We start from the raw sequence: 15140 nt of genomic DNA, 5'->3' as shown, positions 1-15140 counted from the left end.
TCATGATTGAATTTTATATTGTCATCATAGGAATGATCGTTATGCTCTCATTACTGGTCTTTGAGGTGGAGCGGCCTGAAATCATTCTTCCATCCACTCTCCTCCTTTTCGTCATGACTGGTGTCATTACGCCACAGGAAGCCATAAAGGGGTTCTCAAACGAAGGGATGTTGACCATCGGTTTATTGTTCATCATTGCGGGAAGTATTCAAAACAGTGGAATTGTCGATCATGCCTTCAAGAAGTTATTAAACCGGTCAACTTCAAGGAAACACATGCTTGCCAAGCTCCTCTTCCCCATCTCTTTTCTTTCTGCGTTCCTGAACAATACTCCCATCGTCATCGCTTTTACGCCACTTGTGAAGAAATGGTGTGAGGATCATCATCTCTCCCCTTCAAAATATTTGATTCCCATTTCATATGCAACGATCCTTGGAGGTACCATAACCATTATTGGTACTTCCACAAATCTCGTGGTCCATGGTTTGCTTCTTGACTCGAACCTGCCTGGGTTCACCTTTTTCGAACTGGGTAAAATAGGGATACCGATTACTCTCATAGGCCTATGTTATCTCATATTTTTCAGTTCTTCCTTACTTCCTGAGAGAAGAAGCAGACCTGTCAATATTGAGTCCTTAAGAGAGTTCACTGGAGAGATTTTAATACTCGATGACTTCCCTTTTATACAAAAAACGGTTGAACAAGCCAGGTTAAGAAGCTTAAAAGGTCTATTTCTTGTTAGTATCATCAGGGAAGATGAGACCATTACTCCTGTATCGAATACAACCCTATTAAAGGCACATGACCGCTTGATATTCACCGGGGATATTACCACCATCACAGAACTTCAATCACACAAGGGCCTCCTGTTACAAAGTAATGGCGGATCCTCTTTTCCAAAACACCATCAGTTGACGGAGGCAGTGGTTTCCCATCATTCTTCCTTATTATATAAGAAGATTAAGGATACCAATTTCAGAAGCAGATTCAATGCAGCTGTCATAGCTGTTCATAGACAAAATCAACGGTTGAAATATAAAATTGGCGATATCATTTTAAGACCGGGAGATATCTTACTACTTGCCACAGGAACTGATTTTTATAAGAAAGCCAACACGAATGACTTCTATATTGCCACTACACTGGACAAGACCATGATGACCCGTAAACAGACATTGAATGGGTGGATCTCCGTCGCATTACTGGGAACGATGATCCTTATAGTGACATTAGGATATACGTCGATGCTAACGGGAATGGCGTTTGTGACAGTGTTATTACTTTCATTAAGGATCGCCACTCCCCTGCAGGCAAAGAATGCCATTCAATGGAATGTACTGATGGTGGTATCCTGCTCGTTCGGTATCGGGTATGCGATGATCGAATCGGGTGTCGCCTCTTTCCTTGCCGACCTACTGATGCAAGCTTCAAAGCCGTTTGGCCTTTTTGCCATCGTTATAGCAATCTATCTCCTTACGAATCTATTTACAGAAATGATGACGAACAGCGCTGCTGCCGTCCTCATGTTCCCCATTATCCTGGAAGTTTCGAATACTCTGGATTTAAATCCAACAGCATTGGCCGTAACGGTAACCATTGCCGCTTCCGCAAGCTTTGCAACACCGATCGGTTATCAGACCAACTTGATCGTATATGGCCCGGGCGGTTATCGATTCAAAGATTATTTGAAGGTGGGGATCCCCTTGAATATCCTGACAATGATCACCACAGTAATACTGGTCTATTACTTTTGGTTATGACTATCCATAACATTGGAGGTGATGAGATGAATCAAAAAAATATTACTTGGCACGAAGGCAAAGTCCAGAAAGCTGACAGGCAAGATTTAAATGGGCATAAAAGCGCATTGCTTTGGTTTACAGGGTTGTCCGGTTCCGGGAAGTCCACAATCTCAGTGGAAGTAGAAAAGAAATTACATGAGCTTGGCCATCACACTTACCGTCTTGACGGAGATAATATACGTCACGGTTTAAATGGGGACTTAGCATTCTCAGAAGAAGATCGTACGGAAAACATCCGAAGAATCGGTGAGGTATCGAAGCTTTTTGTCGATGCCGGTATCATAACCTTGGCTGCCTTTATTTCCCCATATAAAAAAGATCGGGCATTTGCCAGATCATTATTACCCGATGGGGAATTTATAGAAATCTATGTACAGGCGAGCATTGAGACATGCGCGAGTAGAGACCCGAAAGGCCTTTATAAGAAGGTGAAAAAAGGTGAGTTAAAAAATTTTAGTGGAATCGATTCTCCTTATGAAATCCCTGAATCCCCTGAAATCATAATTGATACAGAGAATCAACGAATAGATGAATCCGTCCTGCAAATTGTAAACTATTTAAAGAATAAGGGATCCATATAATTGTAATTAAGAGTTATTTCTATTTAATACGAGGAGTAGATAAATCATGCTGAATGAAGTGATTGAAATTGCGATCGGGGCAGGGAAAAAAGTATTGGAAGTATACGATGATGCCTATGCGATCCATGAGAAAGAGGATCGGTCCCCCCTCACCATCGCAGATCAGTTGTCACACGAACATATAAAAACCGAATTAAGCAACCTCTTCCCCACCATTCCTATACTCAGTGAAGAAGGAGCCAGTATCCCTTTCAAGGAAAGAAAGAACTGGTCATCTTTTTGGCTCGTGGATCCTCTGGACGGGACGAAAGAATTCATTAAGAAAAATGGCGAATTCACAGTCAATATTGCCCTTATCCAAGAAAACAGACCAGTATTGGGCATTGTTTATGCACCTGCTTTGGATATTCTTTATTATGCGAAGGAAAACGATGGCGCATTTAAACAAATAGAAGCAAGCAAACATACCATGTCACCGATGCGTTTGTATGTTGATCGTTGCAGCATTCAAAAAATAGCAGTAGTTTCCCGCTCTCATATGTCCAAAGAAACAGAAGTATTATTAAAAGACCTGGAACAAAAAGAAGGGAGACTGGAATTTATTTCAATCGGAAGTTCCCTGAAGTTTTGCCTTTTAGCAGAAGGGGCTGCCCATTATTATCCCAGATTGGCTCCGACCATGGAGTGGGATACAGGGGCAGGGCACTGTATAGCAGTCGAATCCGGGTGCCAAATCGTGGATTATCAACGGTCTGAACCCCTCACTTATAATAAAGAAAACTTATTAAACCCATGGTTCATATGTTCAGTATAATCTTGAAGGCCGTGAAGACGGCCTTTTTCACGAAAAATACAAATCTACATAAACTGAAAAGAATCATTATATGCTACTAAAGGGGCGAAACCCATGGTAAAACACCCTCCTAAAGTTTCTGTGATCTTTCCGGTGCGAAATGAAGGCAAGAATGTCAAGATGACACTTGATTCATTGTTTGCCGTAGATTCCAATATTGAAATAGAAGCCATAATCGTGGACGACTGGTCTGACGACGGATGCTGTGATTTTTTATCCACTTATCCAAAAAAACAGAATGTCACCTATATAAGGGTGCAGGGGATTGGCCCGGCGAAAGCAAGGAATCTTGGAGCCGGAAAAGCCAAATATCCATATCTGGCTTTCTGCGACGCTCATATGACATTCGAGCATTACTGGATCGACCGCCTTTTATACTCTGTCACTTCAGGATATTCAGATGCCGTCTGTCCGGCAATCGGCTCAATTGACGACCCGAAAGTAATCGGTTACGGCCAATCACTAACACCGTCATTGAAGATTAAATGGAATCAAAAAAGAAAAAACGTATTTGAAACTGCCATTCTCCCTGGCGCGTGCTTTCTAATTTCTAAAAAAGTCTTTGAAGCGGTGGGCGGGTTTGAAAATGGATTTTCTTCATGGGGACATGAAGATGTGGAAATATCACTAAAATTATGGTTGTTCGGTTACCGATGTCATTGTGACCCCAATGTAAAAGTCCTGCATCTATTCAGGGTGACCCACCCTTATAAAGTCAATTTTGAAGGCATCTATTATAACCTGATGAGAATGGCCTATCTTCATTTTGACGAGAAAAGAATCAAAAAAGCCAAATCACTTATCATCCATGGGTCACCTGCAGGTATAGAAACAAAAGTTCTGGCCGATGGGGTAATCCCAAAAAGGAATATGTATGTACAAAAAAGAAAAATGGAAATAGATCATTTATTTAAAAAGTTCAAGATCTACTTTTAATCTGACAATATACAACTACACCGTATCTCTTTTCAATTCATCAATCTATTTAAAGAGGCTGTGACATAACTAAAAAGCCTCAATTAGAGGCAAACAGGCTCATTATCACCTGAAGATTTCTGTTCCCTTCGGATAGAGTTAATTCCTAGCTTTTTACGAAAATATAAACCCGAACTATTTTACGCAATTACAGGAAATTAGTTCGGGTTTTAGTTTTGCTATATTACTTTTCTCCTTACTTTTTTGACTACACCCTGTAATATTCTACGATATCCTCTAAACTCTTTTCGAAACTTATTGAGGGTTCCCACCCAAGGGATCTTATTTTTGAATTATCTATACTGTCCCTGGGCGGATGGTAGAATTCATCGGTGGAAAAGTGTAAATCGCTGCCAGTTATTGATTTTAAAATACTTACTGCTTTCAAAAAGGTTTGTTCATTTCCGGTAGCAACATCATAAGTTTCACCTGGAACTCCGGCTAGCAAAACAACCTCATAGGCTTTCACAGCGTCCCTAACATCCAGAAAATCCCTTCTATCCAAGATGTTGTCAATATGAAATGACTTATCAGGATTCAAACAAGCCCTGGCCAGAAGAGAACATAAACCATTTGAGGGTCCGGGGCCAATTAAATTGGATGGCCTCACGATTCTGATATCCAGCTGAAAGAGTTTTGACCATCCCATTGAGAGGACTGATTGGAGATGTTTCGAAAGCCCATAGGGATGCGAATGTAATTCTGACATGCATGGATTATATTCAATCATCGACCCTATGACAAGGGTGACGGCATGTGGAGCCCTGTTCCGGATGGATTCTAGAAGATAAAATGTTCCAAAAAGGTTTGTGTGGAAAGTCGAGAGTGGTTCTTCCCAAGAAAGGCCTGTGTGATTTTGTGCGGCTAAGTGAAGGATAAAATCGGGGTTAATTGCTTCCATGGTTTCTTCTAATTCTTCTAAATTAGTTAAAGTGTAGTCAATACTTTTTACATTTTTAAGAGGGTGCCTTTTCTTCCTGACCCCGGCAAATACATCATACCCTTTTTCAAGGAAATATCTGCATGCATGCTGGCCGGTAAACCCAGTAGATCCAGTAATGAAGATTTTCTTCATGTTTTATGCATCCATTCTTTCAGTTCTTCCAGCATTTCTCGATATCCCTTCACAGGATAAAGATAGTCTTTCCTGATATGAACGAGTGACCTGTCATGTACCGGCTCGTAAACAGGGTGGACCTCTATATTTTCAACATCAAATACATCTTTAAAAAGAAGAAGCAATTCATATTTGGATATTTTTTTGATTGAACTAAGATGGTAAAGCCCTGTTACATCATCCACCATGAATTGGTGAATCGCTTTTGCTAATTCAAGCGTGGTAACACCGTTCCAGAAAACATTTTTATATCCATTCACAATACCGGACTGTTTAAAGAACCAATGCATAAGTCCAATGCCATTTTCTTTTGTTTCAGGGCCGATAATAGATGTTCTGACGGTTAAGTGAGCAGGGTCATCTACTTCTCCAAGAGCTTTGGATTTAGCATAGATGGTATGTCCATCCTTCACGGATTGTTCCGTATAGCTGCCCTTTTCTCCCGAGAAGACACAGTCAGTACTAATATGAATCAGCTTACCGCCATATCCATTCAGGACTCCTGCAATTTCGTGGGGCAGTAAACTATTTATCTTGATGGTGTCAATCATATTTTTTTCTGCATGTTCATTTAACAGCCCTACTGCATTGATGACAATATCCGGTTTCAAATCCAAGATAAGTTTTCTTACGCTCGCCAGATCCCTTACATCTAAAAAAATCCCTTTTTCATCATCTCTTCTGACAGTGTAAATGATTTCATGCCCTATTAGTTGTAAATACTTAACGATGACATGTCCGGCCATCCCCTGGCCTCCTAGAACAAGTATCTTCATTCAAGGAATCCTCCGTCCTTCAACATCGACTTTATCTCATCGTAATCTATGATGTTGTCACTGGATGAATACGTATCCAAATCCACCTTGGGATATCCTTTATAGAATTCATTCAATCCGTCGATAGGGATAGTCGGAAGGATGACGAAATATTCATTATCGTAAACAATTGTATTGTGGCTCTCAAACTCGGTTAATAATAATTCATGAAGTTTTTCCCCTGGTCGAATACCGGATTCCTCCACGATAACTTCTTTATTCGGTGAATATACATCAATCAGTACTTGTGCTAAATCTTTAATTTTACACGTCGGCATTTTCATTACAAAAATTTCCCCCCCATGACTCTCATAGGTGGCTTTGAATAATAGTTTTATTGCATCTTTAATTGTTAAAAAAAATCGGGTCATCTTTTGGTCAGTTATCCCGATTTTCCCTTTATTCATAATTCCATGTTTAAATACATGGATGACACTTCCATTGGTACCCAGTACATTTCCTCCCCGGACACATACGAATTTGGTCTTATCTGTCAAGACGTTTGCGTTGATGATAAGCTTTTCTCCCATTGCTTTTGTGAACCCATAGAAATTTGAAGGATTTGCTGCTTTGTCTGTTGAAATATTGATGACTTTTTCTACATTATTTTCTATAGCAGCTTCAATAATGTTTTGTGTACCAACCACATTTGTTTTTAAAGCTTCTAATGGTTGGAACTCACAAACTGGCACATGTTTAAGTGCGGCAAGATGAAAGACATAGTCTACCCCTTTACATCCTTCCAATACTGCTTCCTTGTCTCTCACATCCCCAATTTTAAAAGTGAGTTTAGGATTATTTTCAAATCTTTGCTTCATTAATACTTGGTTTGTTTCATTTCTAGAAAAAACACGTATTTCCTTTGGATTTTTTTCAATTAATTGTGCAACAAGCTCGTACCCCCATGATCCAGTTCCACCAGTAACAAGAATTGTTTTATCAATAAACAATTTGTGATCCCCCCAATAATATATTGATGACTTTGTCTGAAACATTTTTTTCAAGATATTCTCCCGGACAATCCCAATTAGCCTTTCTATTAGTCATTATCTTAACTCCATTAATAATGTTTTCTTCATTTAACCCTGAAATAAAATTACTTCCGCAATCTACCGTTTCTGGTCTCTCAGTAGAGGTTCTGACCGTAACAGTGGGTACATGGAATATACAGCACTCTTCTTGTACTGTCCCGCTGTCAGTTAAAACACAGGAAGCATTCTTTTCAAGTTTAATAAAGTCAAAAAAACCAAAAGGCTCATATAATTCAACTAATGGGTGTAATGATAAGTTGCTTGATAACTGAATTTTAGACCTAGTTCTTGGATGTATACTAAAGATAATACGTCTTTGGTAGGTCTCACCAATGGTATTTAATGCATTAATTATTGATTTTAAATTTTTGGGGTTGTCTACGTTTTCAGCACGGTGTATAGTGACCAGAAAATATTGTTGTGAACTCAGTTTTAATACATTAAGAATATTACTCAATTCTATAGCAGAGTTATAATGGGTAAGTACCTCATAAATTGGATTTCCAGTAATTATTATCTTGCTAGATGTCATGCCTTCCTTCAGAAGATTACTTTTACTATAAGGTGTATATACTAAATTAAATGACGAGACCGAATCGATGATCATTCTATTTTTTTCTTCTGGTACGTCTAAATTAAAGCAACGATTTCCAGCTTCCATGTGTACGACCGGTATCATGAGTCTTTCGGCAAGTATGGCACTCAACCCACTATTTGTATCACCCAGCACGAGTACTTTATCTGGCTTTTCCTTTAAAAGAATTCTTTCTAATCCTTGAAAGAGAGTAGCTAATTGTTCACCTAATGATTGTTGCTTACTTGCTAAAACGTAATCAGGTTTTCTGATACCTAATTCGTCAAAGAAAACCTCGTTTAATGAGTGAGTAAAATTTTGCCCTGAATGTACGACTATATGCTTTTCAGCAAGAGCGTCCAGCTTCCTCATTATAATGCTCAATCTGATAATTTCTGGCCTGGTACCCAAAACTGTCAGTATCTTCATTTTCACCTCTCCTTTTCCTCATATAATATAATATGAAATAACTTCATACTTGCCCTAGACACATTACACAAATTAGTATAAAAGGCAAAAATACAAACAAAATAAAAAGTCCGCTAACAAGCGAACTTTGAAGAATGTATTTCTTTATTATTTATTTATCGATTTTAATAAAATCGGTCTGTAAAAATTTTCAATAAGTGTTACTTCATTGAGCATTGCTATTTTGTGTTTAGATGTACCTGACTCTTGGTGCCTCCTAAAATGAGTAAGGACCTCATTTGTATATGAAAAATCATAACCGTTCACTAATATTCTAAACCACATATCGTAATCCTGAGTATATCTGAGCTTATTATTGAATAATCCAATATTCTTAAAAATCTTTTGATGAACCATTACAGTACTGCCATTAATTAAATTTCTTTGTAAAAATTCTTTCTTGACTTGAGAGTTATTATAACTCTGTGGAAGACCAGGATATACTATTTTGTTATTTTCATCAATTATGTTGTAAGCAGTGAAGTTAGCAAGAGTCGAGCTATCCTTTATTTTTGCTAATTGTTTACTTATTTTCCCTGGAAGAAAAATATCATCTGAGCTTAGCCAGGCAATATAGTCTCCTTTCGATGCATTAATACCCGCATTAAGTGCTGTTGCTGTCCCCCCGTTTTTCTTATTAATATATTGAATACGGTCAATAAATGGTACCAATTTCTCAGTATAGAGGGTTGAACCATCATCAACTACAATAATTTCTTTATTGGAATAGTCCTGATTAATGGCACTCGTAATTGCTTGATCGATATAGCGACAATTGTAAAACGGTATAATAATTGATACTTTAGACTCCAAGATTATTACCTCACATTCCTTATTATCCATTAAATGTAATTTCCATCCTTATCCTCTACTATTAATTATTACTTTTAATCTATGTTTTAACATTTAGATTGTATAGGCTAATAAAACAAGTTTTATTATTTTTTTATTTACTGATAAGTTACTGGGGATTCAACCACATCATTATTACATTTCTGAATAAACTAATGATTATAAGGATAGAAAGGAGTGTATTATATGAAAATATTACTTGCAACTTTTTTTGATGTCCCGCATGTTGGTGGGGTTTGGAACTATATGACTAACCTTAAAACACAATTAGAATCAATTGGTCATCAAGTAGATTTGTTAGGTTCGACTCAAAATGGTACAGCAGTACATCTTGTAGAACAAAAAAAAATTTTCACTTCCAATGATGTGAAAATTTCTGGAGATTACTATTCATCTCGTTACTTTGCTTATAATAAAGACCCTTATGTTCTCCATTATGAACGTCAAAGATGCCGTTTTAAGAAGCAAGTAGGACAAATGGCATTAAAAGAATATGATCTGATACATGCTCAAGATGCTTTTAGTAGTGCATGGATTAAAGAAATTATCCCACCTAGCAAGCCCTTAGTAACCTCTTTACACGGTAGCGTAGCCGAAGAATTAAAAGACTATGTATTGAATATTGCTAAGTCCCCTAACCCTAATTATGCTTGTTCATATTTTAATCTAATTGAATTTGAAGGAGCAACCTCTGGCAAGAAAACCATTACTGCTAATCATTGGATGAAAAATCTCCTTATTAATGAATATAAAGTACCAGCCAACCAAATTATCGTTTGCAATTATGGATATGATATAGAAGGTTTTAAATTAAAAATGATTAATTCAAACGGAATAACTAAACCCCTTAATAAGAAAGTTATATTATTTACTGGAAGATTGGTAGATGTAAAAGGAGTTCACCATCTTTTATCTGCATTATCAAAACTCTCAGTAATAAGGAAAGACTTTGTTTGTTGGATCGTCGGTGACGGGAACAATAAAAATTCATTAATAGAACAAGCTGCTAAATTAGGCTTGAATAAAATTGTTACATTTTTTGGTGAAAGGAACGATGTACCACATTTACTTTCACTAGCAGATGTTTTTGTCCTGCCTAGTCTAATTGATAATCAGCCACTATCTCTTATCGAAGCCCAAATTGCTGGTAAAGCATGTATTGCAAGTGATGCAGGCGGAATACCTGAGATGATTCTTCATAACAAAACAGGAATTATCACTCCTAAAGGGAATCAAGAGGCTCTTTTCATAAATTTAAATAAATTACTGGATAATGAGGAATTCAGAAAGAATTTAGGGAATAACGCCATGAGCTGGGCAACAGATAATTGGTCACAAAAAAAAGCTTTAAACAGTTTGTTACAAGTATATCGACAGGTTTTGTAATTATTCAAACCTTTTTTACTCAATGTATGATTCTGTTAAAATTCAAAAGTTATAGAGCTTAGTGAAAACAACACATTAAGGTGTGAAAATATTATTGGAGTTGAGATTATGAATGTATTATTTGTTTTCTATGTGCCTAGCGGTGGAGTAGAAACATTAAACAGGCAAAGGTCAAAAGCCCTAAAGCCAGCAGGTATTGATTGTGATTTTTTATACTATAGTAAAAAAAGATCTCTTATCAATCATGAATCTAATGTCTTTATTACAAATAACGATCAAGAGATAAAAAAAATATTAGCAGCTAAATTTTATTCTGCAATCGTTATTATTTCTGATTATGTCGGGATTGAACGATTCAGGAAGTTAGGTTATAAAGGAAAGATCATATTTGAAGTACAAGGATATGGGGCAAAACATGTTGCTAGATCCGAGATGAAAAAAGCTATTCCTTACATTAATAATTATTGTGATGGTCTCCTTTATCCAAAAACTCAACATATTGGTGAAATATTCAAAGAGTTTTTCCCTACCGTACCTAAATTCGCTTTTAATAATTGTTTTGATTCTCTTGAATTCACTTACAAAGCGCAGGTTATTAAAGAATCCTCCCCCATTATCGCGTGGATAGGAAGACTAGAAGACAATAAAAATTGGAGAGAATTTCTAGAAATAGGTAACAGACTAGTTATTAAAAATCCCCTAATTAAACTATATATGTTTGAAGATCCCAGTCTATCAACTATTCAAGAAAGAAATGAATTTAATAAAACAGTAACTAAATTCAATTTACAAAAAAAATTATCAATACTTCAAAATATACCCCACCAATATATGCCTGCTTATTTTTCCAAAATTGGTGACTCAGGCGGTTTATTATGCTCAACCTCGAAAGTGGAAGGGGCTCCTTATTCTATCTTGGAAGCAATGAGCTGCAATTGTCCAATCCTGACAACCGATTCGGATGGAGTTCGAACATCAGTCATTCACAACCACACAGGAAAATACTATCGAATAGGTAATATTAATGAGGCAGTCAATCAAGCAGAAGAATTAATATTCAATAAACCATTACGTAATAAAATTATATATAATGCTTCGTTGCATGTGAAATCCCAGTTTAGTCACGAACAATATCAAGAACATTTCGTCAAAATGCTAAGGTCGATAGGAGTTTAATGAATTAGTTTAGTTAATAGCCTTTACCATAATCAATTAGATTGCATAGACTATACCATACGGTAAAGGAGGAAATTAAATATATGAAATCTTTCGTGACTGGCGGGGCAGGTTTTATAGGATCTCATCTTGTAGAAGCACTTGTTCGCATAGGACACTGTGTACATGTAATCGATAACTTGAACTCAGGAAAAAAAGAGCATATTCATAAATCAGCAATATTTCATAATATAGATGTTCGTTCAGTCGAAGCAAAGAATTTAGTAATAAGTGAAAAACCAGATTATCTTTTTCATCTGGCTGCTCAAGCAGATGTTTCAAAATCGACAAACTTCCCTTGTGAAGATTTAGATATTAATGTGAATGGAACAATAAATTTATTGGAGGCTTGTAAAATTTCTCCAGTAAAGAACTTTATTTTCTCTTCCACTTCTGCAGTATATGGGAACACTGAAGAAGCGATTATCTCAGAAAATCATTCTACAAAACCAATTTCTTTCTATGGATTATCAAAGCTGACGGCAGAAAGTTATATTACTTTATACCATAAGTTTTTCAACATCCCCTACACAATTCTTCGATATGGGAACGTATATGGGCCAAGACAAAATGCTAAAGGCGAAGGTGGTGTGATTCCTTCGTTTCTCAAATGTTTAAAAGAAGGTTCTGAATTAAATATTTATGGTGATGGTCTTCAAACTAGAGATTATATTCATGTAAGAGATATTGTTGAATCCAATATATGTGCAGCTACCAAAGAAATTACCACTACGTTACAAATCAGTACAGGTAAAAGTACATCCCTATTAGAATTAATAAAAATTTTAGAATTAATTCACTCTAAAAATGTTCCCGTTCGTTTTGTTTTAGAGAGACCAGGTGATATTAAACACAGTTGTTTAGCTAATAATAAAGCTAAAAACTTGTTAAATTGGAGCCCAACCATATCTCTAGGGAAAGGTATTGAGGACACATACAGTTTTGTAATGAAAGAGAATATTCAATAATTACTAATGGGCATTAAAGATATAAATTAATGCCCTATTTTTTAGTTACCTGAGAAGATAGTTTATAGACACGCAAGTGACACATAGTTTAGGTTACATAAAACCATCATGAGGTTACACTCCCAACCCAGACATAAAAAAAGGAATCCTTCTCGTCCATAACGGTAAGAACATATACAGTATTATAAAGGTGGATTTTGATGATGGTTTAAACCTTAAAAACAAAATTGGTTGGATAAATTCATGACCATATTATGAATTTTTCTTGATTAAAAATCTCAAAAAGCAAATGATTGTTGAAATAGGCATTTGCTTTTTTGCTTGAAAAGAGGCAACAAAATGGTGAAATTCCTTTTGATGTTTACGGGATTAAATGTCTATATTAAACCTTTGTTGCTTGTATTTTGAATGGGAAGCAAAACCTGGACTAAATGAAGATGACAAGCATCCCCACCTTTACAAAAAACCTCTTCTGTCTACAAAAGTAGTTAGTGAAAAACGAGGTATCCCCCCTCCCTATTGAGAGTACCGGGATCAATTGAAAGCCTAGAGGCATATGATAAATTAATTTAAGGGAGGTAACGGTAACTCTATTTTTTTTATATGATTCTTACCGAATTATGTAATCCGGGAGAATCCCGGAACAATCATCTAGCAACGCATATTCTTAACTGATACGGATATTTTCAACATTTTTTAACACTAATTTTTTAAAAATATTACCTGAAGTCAAAGATATATGTGGAAATAACAATAGTAGTTTTTACTTAACCTAGGCGAATTTAATAATCTAGGCTCTTTCTGTTTCCATAGATTTATATATGTTGTTCAATTGACATATTAATTTATTTCATTTTATAGTCATAGAAATGAAAATCTTTGTTGAAAATCTCATTGACGAGTTTTATAGTATGTGTATTATAAAAGCTTTCAGTTGTAGGAAGTTCTTTAGCGTAGATATCTATGTTAAAAATAGTCTCAGCAAAATTACCTTTTTTTACCTTTGCGTGAGATAGATGGTGTGGAGAATAAGAAAGGGTAGATACTGGTGAGGGTTGAAGGTTAAAATTTTTTTCAACTATTTTAATTTGCTCGTTAAATTCTTCAAGTTTAATATGTGATTCAATAAATGTTTCTTCACCTCTAATATATTGGGGTGCAATATGTCTATCTAATTCATATATACGTTCTCCTAGAGTCTTTAAATACATTAAATAGTCCTTAAATGACATACCCACATTGACATTACTACTGAATTCTTTTATTAACCAATCTTGACTTATTGTATGAAGATATGAACTCACCGCTCTGTTATATGGATTACGAACTAACTTTATTTTCTTTTTATCCGGGAGTGAGATTGCTTTCATAAGCAAATTTAGATAATCAGTTTGTTTTTCGTATATAAATTCTCTATATTTATGTGGATCCCCTTGGGATTGCTGTTCTACTAAGTCTATTAACCCCAGTTGATAAAAAAACCATTTATTTAGTGTAGTACACCCACTTTTAGGAGTCCAAAATAAAATCAAAGGGAATCTTTCGTTATACAATGGTCTATATGCTTTTGTTAAATTCTTTAATATTTGTTCATTATTAATCATAAAATTACCTTCCTTCTAATTCTTAGTTCAGTTGCAAACTAGTATAAAATAAATTCTAATCTCTACCTCTCGGATATTTATTATTTCTAAAATGAATTTATATAGTTTTTTACTTTAATCTATATCCTCTAAAATTATTTACGAATAAAAAAACTTATCAACCCATTAACCTAAACAACCCCCTATATTTTTTCTTGATTTTGTCAGCTTCACTAACCATATCAATAGAATGATTTAGCGATCCCATCCCTGAGTGTACCCGATAAAGAACTAAGGACTCACCAAGATAATACATATTGGTTTTCAAACTCACTCTACACCACATCTCGTAATCTTGAGCATATTTTATCTTTTCATTAAACCACCCAATCCTTTTTATTAAATCTACTTCAGCCATCACTGTACACCCATTGACAGGACACCCTTTTAATAACGTCCTTCTAAAATTATTAAGGCTCATTGCCCTTGAGTGAACTTCATTAATAACCATATTATTTTCATTTATTGTTTTAAAAGCAGTATAAGAAATCTTAGCTCCTTTGCCTTCCATAAACCCAAGTTGCCTTTCTACTTTATCCTTTAAATACATATCATCCGAACTAAGCCAAGCAAAGTATTTACCTGACGCGTGCCTTAATCCTAAGTTCAAAGCAGAAGCCGTACCCCCATTCTGTTTCCTTATATATTTAATCCTTCCTTTAAAAGGGGCTATCTTGTTTACATGCTCAGTTGATCCGTCATCAACAACTATTACTTCAATATTCTTGTACGTTTGATTTAATGCACTCTTAATAGCCTGGTCAATGTACGGACAATTATAGAAAGGAATAATTATAGATACTTTCAATTAGGAACCTTCTCCTTTCGAAAAAAATTTGCTCCTATGATATTTTATGTCT

Annotated in this window: 14 protein-coding genes; 7 read left to right on the top strand and 7 right to left on the bottom strand. The window is 35.7% G+C overall.

The genetic code is table 11. The annotated features are described in order from the left end of the window. The first annotated feature begins 2 nt into the window (after window positions 1–2). From M1J35_RS12725 to M1J35_RS12710, 4 genes are all read left to right on the top strand, one after another. Window positions 3–1760 carry an SLC13 family permease gene (locus M1J35_RS12725; RefSeq protein ID WP_254651370.1) on the top strand — a complete coding sequence of 586 codons (1758 nt, stop codon included), beginning with the start codon at window positions 3–5 and terminating at the stop codon, window positions 1758–1760. 26 nt (window positions 1761–1786) lie between these two features. Further along, on the top strand, window positions 1787–2383 hold the full coding sequence (gene cysC / locus M1J35_RS12720; RefSeq protein ID WP_254651369.1) for an adenylyl-sulfate kinase: 597 nt from the start codon (window positions 1787–1789) through the stop codon (window positions 2381–2383). A gap of 46 nt (window positions 2384–2429) precedes the next feature. Next, window positions 2430–3197, top strand: a complete 768-nt coding sequence (cysQ, locus tag M1J35_RS12715) for a 3'(2'),5'-bisphosphate nucleotidase CysQ (RefSeq protein ID WP_254651368.1) — start codon at window positions 2430–2432, stop codon at window positions 3195–3197. Window positions 3198–3290: 93 nt separating this feature from the next. Beyond that, window positions 3291–4172 carry a glycosyltransferase family 2 protein gene (locus M1J35_RS12710; RefSeq protein WP_254651367.1) on the top strand — a complete coding sequence of 294 codons (882 nt, stop codon included), beginning with the start codon at window positions 3291–3293 and terminating at the stop codon, window positions 4170–4172. Between the two features lie 247 nt (window positions 4173–4419). On the opposite strand, the gene M1J35_RS12705 is transcribed toward M1J35_RS12710, so the two are convergent. The 5 genes from M1J35_RS12705 to M1J35_RS12685 all read right to left on the bottom strand — a co-directional run bounded on the left by M1J35_RS12705 (window position 4420) and on the right by M1J35_RS12685 (window position 9029). Continuing rightward, entirely contained in the window at window positions 4420–5286 is an 867-nt protein-coding gene (locus M1J35_RS12705; protein ID WP_254651366.1) for an NAD-dependent epimerase/dehydratase family protein, read from the bottom strand. Continuing rightward, a complete protein-coding gene (locus M1J35_RS12700) occupies window positions 5283–6104 on the bottom strand; it encodes a dTDP-4-dehydrorhamnose reductase family protein (RefSeq protein WP_254651365.1) in 822 nt (273 codons plus the stop codon). The genes M1J35_RS12705 and M1J35_RS12700 overlap by 4 nt, the downstream gene beginning before the upstream one ends. Next, on the bottom strand, window positions 6101–7093 hold the full coding sequence (locus tag M1J35_RS12695) for a polysaccharide biosynthesis protein (protein ID WP_254651364.1): 993 nt from the start codon (window positions 7091–7093) through the stop codon (window positions 6101–6103). Before M1J35_RS12695 ends, M1J35_RS12700 begins: the two co-directional genes overlap by 4 nt. Further along, window positions 7083–8177, bottom strand: a complete 1095-nt coding sequence (gene wecB, locus M1J35_RS12690) for a non-hydrolyzing UDP-N-acetylglucosamine 2-epimerase (protein WP_254651363.1) — start codon at window positions 8175–8177, stop codon at window positions 7083–7085. The genes M1J35_RS12695 and wecB overlap by 11 nt, the downstream gene beginning before the upstream one ends. Window positions 8178–8324: 147 nt before the next feature. Next, window positions 8325–9029 carry a glycosyltransferase gene (locus M1J35_RS12685; RefSeq protein WP_254651362.1) on the bottom strand — a complete coding sequence of 235 codons (705 nt, stop codon included), beginning with the start codon at window positions 9027–9029 and terminating at the stop codon, window positions 8325–8327. Between the two features lie 225 nt (window positions 9030–9254). On the opposite strand from M1J35_RS12685, the gene M1J35_RS12680 reads away from it, so the two are divergent. From M1J35_RS12680 to M1J35_RS12670, 3 genes are all read left to right on the top strand, one after another. After that, complete coding sequence (locus tag M1J35_RS12680; RefSeq protein ID WP_254651361.1) at window positions 9255–10454, top strand: glycosyltransferase family 4 protein; 1200 nt, start codon at window positions 9255–9257, stop codon at window positions 10452–10454. A 108-nt stretch (window positions 10455–10562) separates the two neighbouring features. Beyond that, window positions 10563–11630: a glycosyltransferase family 4 protein gene (locus M1J35_RS12675; RefSeq protein WP_254651360.1), complete on the top strand. Its 1068-nt coding sequence runs from the start codon at window positions 10563–10565 to the stop codon at window positions 11628–11630. Between the two features lie 83 nt (window positions 11631–11713). Beyond that, window positions 11714–12637, top strand: coding sequence for an NAD-dependent epimerase/dehydratase family protein (locus tag M1J35_RS12670; protein WP_254651359.1), 924 nt, complete (start codon window positions 11714–11716; stop codon window positions 12635–12637). A gap of 845 nt (window positions 12638–13482) precedes the next feature. Here the strand turns inward: M1J35_RS12670 and M1J35_RS12665 are convergent. Next, on the bottom strand, window positions 13483–14241 hold the full coding sequence (locus M1J35_RS12665) for a sulfotransferase family 2 domain-containing protein (RefSeq protein WP_254651358.1): 759 nt from the start codon (window positions 14239–14241) through the stop codon (window positions 13483–13485). Between the two features lie 157 nt (window positions 14242–14398). Further along, window positions 14399–15088 (bottom strand): glycosyltransferase family 2 protein, encoded by a 690-nt coding sequence (locus tag M1J35_RS12660; protein WP_254651357.1) that lies wholly within the window; start codon window positions 15086–15088, stop codon window positions 14399–14401. Window positions 15089–15140: the final 52 nt, after the last annotated feature.

Source organism: Rossellomorea sp. KS-H15a (assembly GCF_024195245.1).
Lineage (GTDB): Bacteria > Bacillota > Bacilli > Bacillales > Bacillaceae_B > Rossellomorea > Rossellomorea vietnamensis.
Note: the sequence above shows the minus strand (reverse complement) of the source record. Positions and strands in the feature narration are given on the sequence as shown.

Bases quoted from the DNA above. Each gene is read 5' to 3' on its own strand.
- M1J35_RS12725 (WP_254651370.1), top strand. From the start codon at position 3: ATGATTGAATTTTATATTGTCATCATAGGAATGATCGTTATGCTCTCA.
- cysC (WP_254651369.1), top strand. From the start codon at position 1,787: ATGAATCAAAAAAATATTACTTGGCACGAAGGCAAAGTCCAGAAAGCT.
- cysQ (WP_254651368.1), top strand. From the start codon at position 2,430: ATGCTGAATGAAGTGATTGAAATTGCGATCGGGGCAGGGAAAAAAGTA.
- M1J35_RS12710 (WP_254651367.1), top strand. From the start codon at position 3,291: ATGGTAAAACACCCTCCTAAAGTTTCTGTGATCTTTCCGGTGCGAAAT.
- M1J35_RS12705 (WP_254651366.1), bottom strand. From the start codon at position 5,286: ATGAAGAAAATCTTCATTACTGGATCTACTGGGTTTACCGGCCAGCAT.
- M1J35_RS12700 (WP_254651365.1), bottom strand. From the start codon at position 6,104: ATGAAGATACTTGTTCTAGGAGGCCAGGGGATGGCCGGACATGTCATC.
- wecB (WP_254651363.1), bottom strand. From the start codon at position 8,177: ATGAAGATACTGACAGTTTTGGGTACCAGGCCAGAAATTATCAGATTG.
- M1J35_RS12680 (WP_254651361.1), top strand. From the start codon at position 9,255: ATGAAAATATTACTTGCAACTTTTTTTGATGTCCCGCATGTTGGTGGG.
- M1J35_RS12675 (WP_254651360.1), top strand. From the start codon at position 10,563: ATGAATGTATTATTTGTTTTCTATGTGCCTAGCGGTGGAGTAGAAACA.
- M1J35_RS12670 (WP_254651359.1), top strand. From the start codon at position 11,714: ATGAAATCTTTCGTGACTGGCGGGGCAGGTTTTATAGGATCTCATCTT.
- M1J35_RS12665 (WP_254651358.1), bottom strand. From the start codon at position 14,241: ATGATTAATAATGAACAAATATTAAAGAATTTAACAAAAGCATATAGA.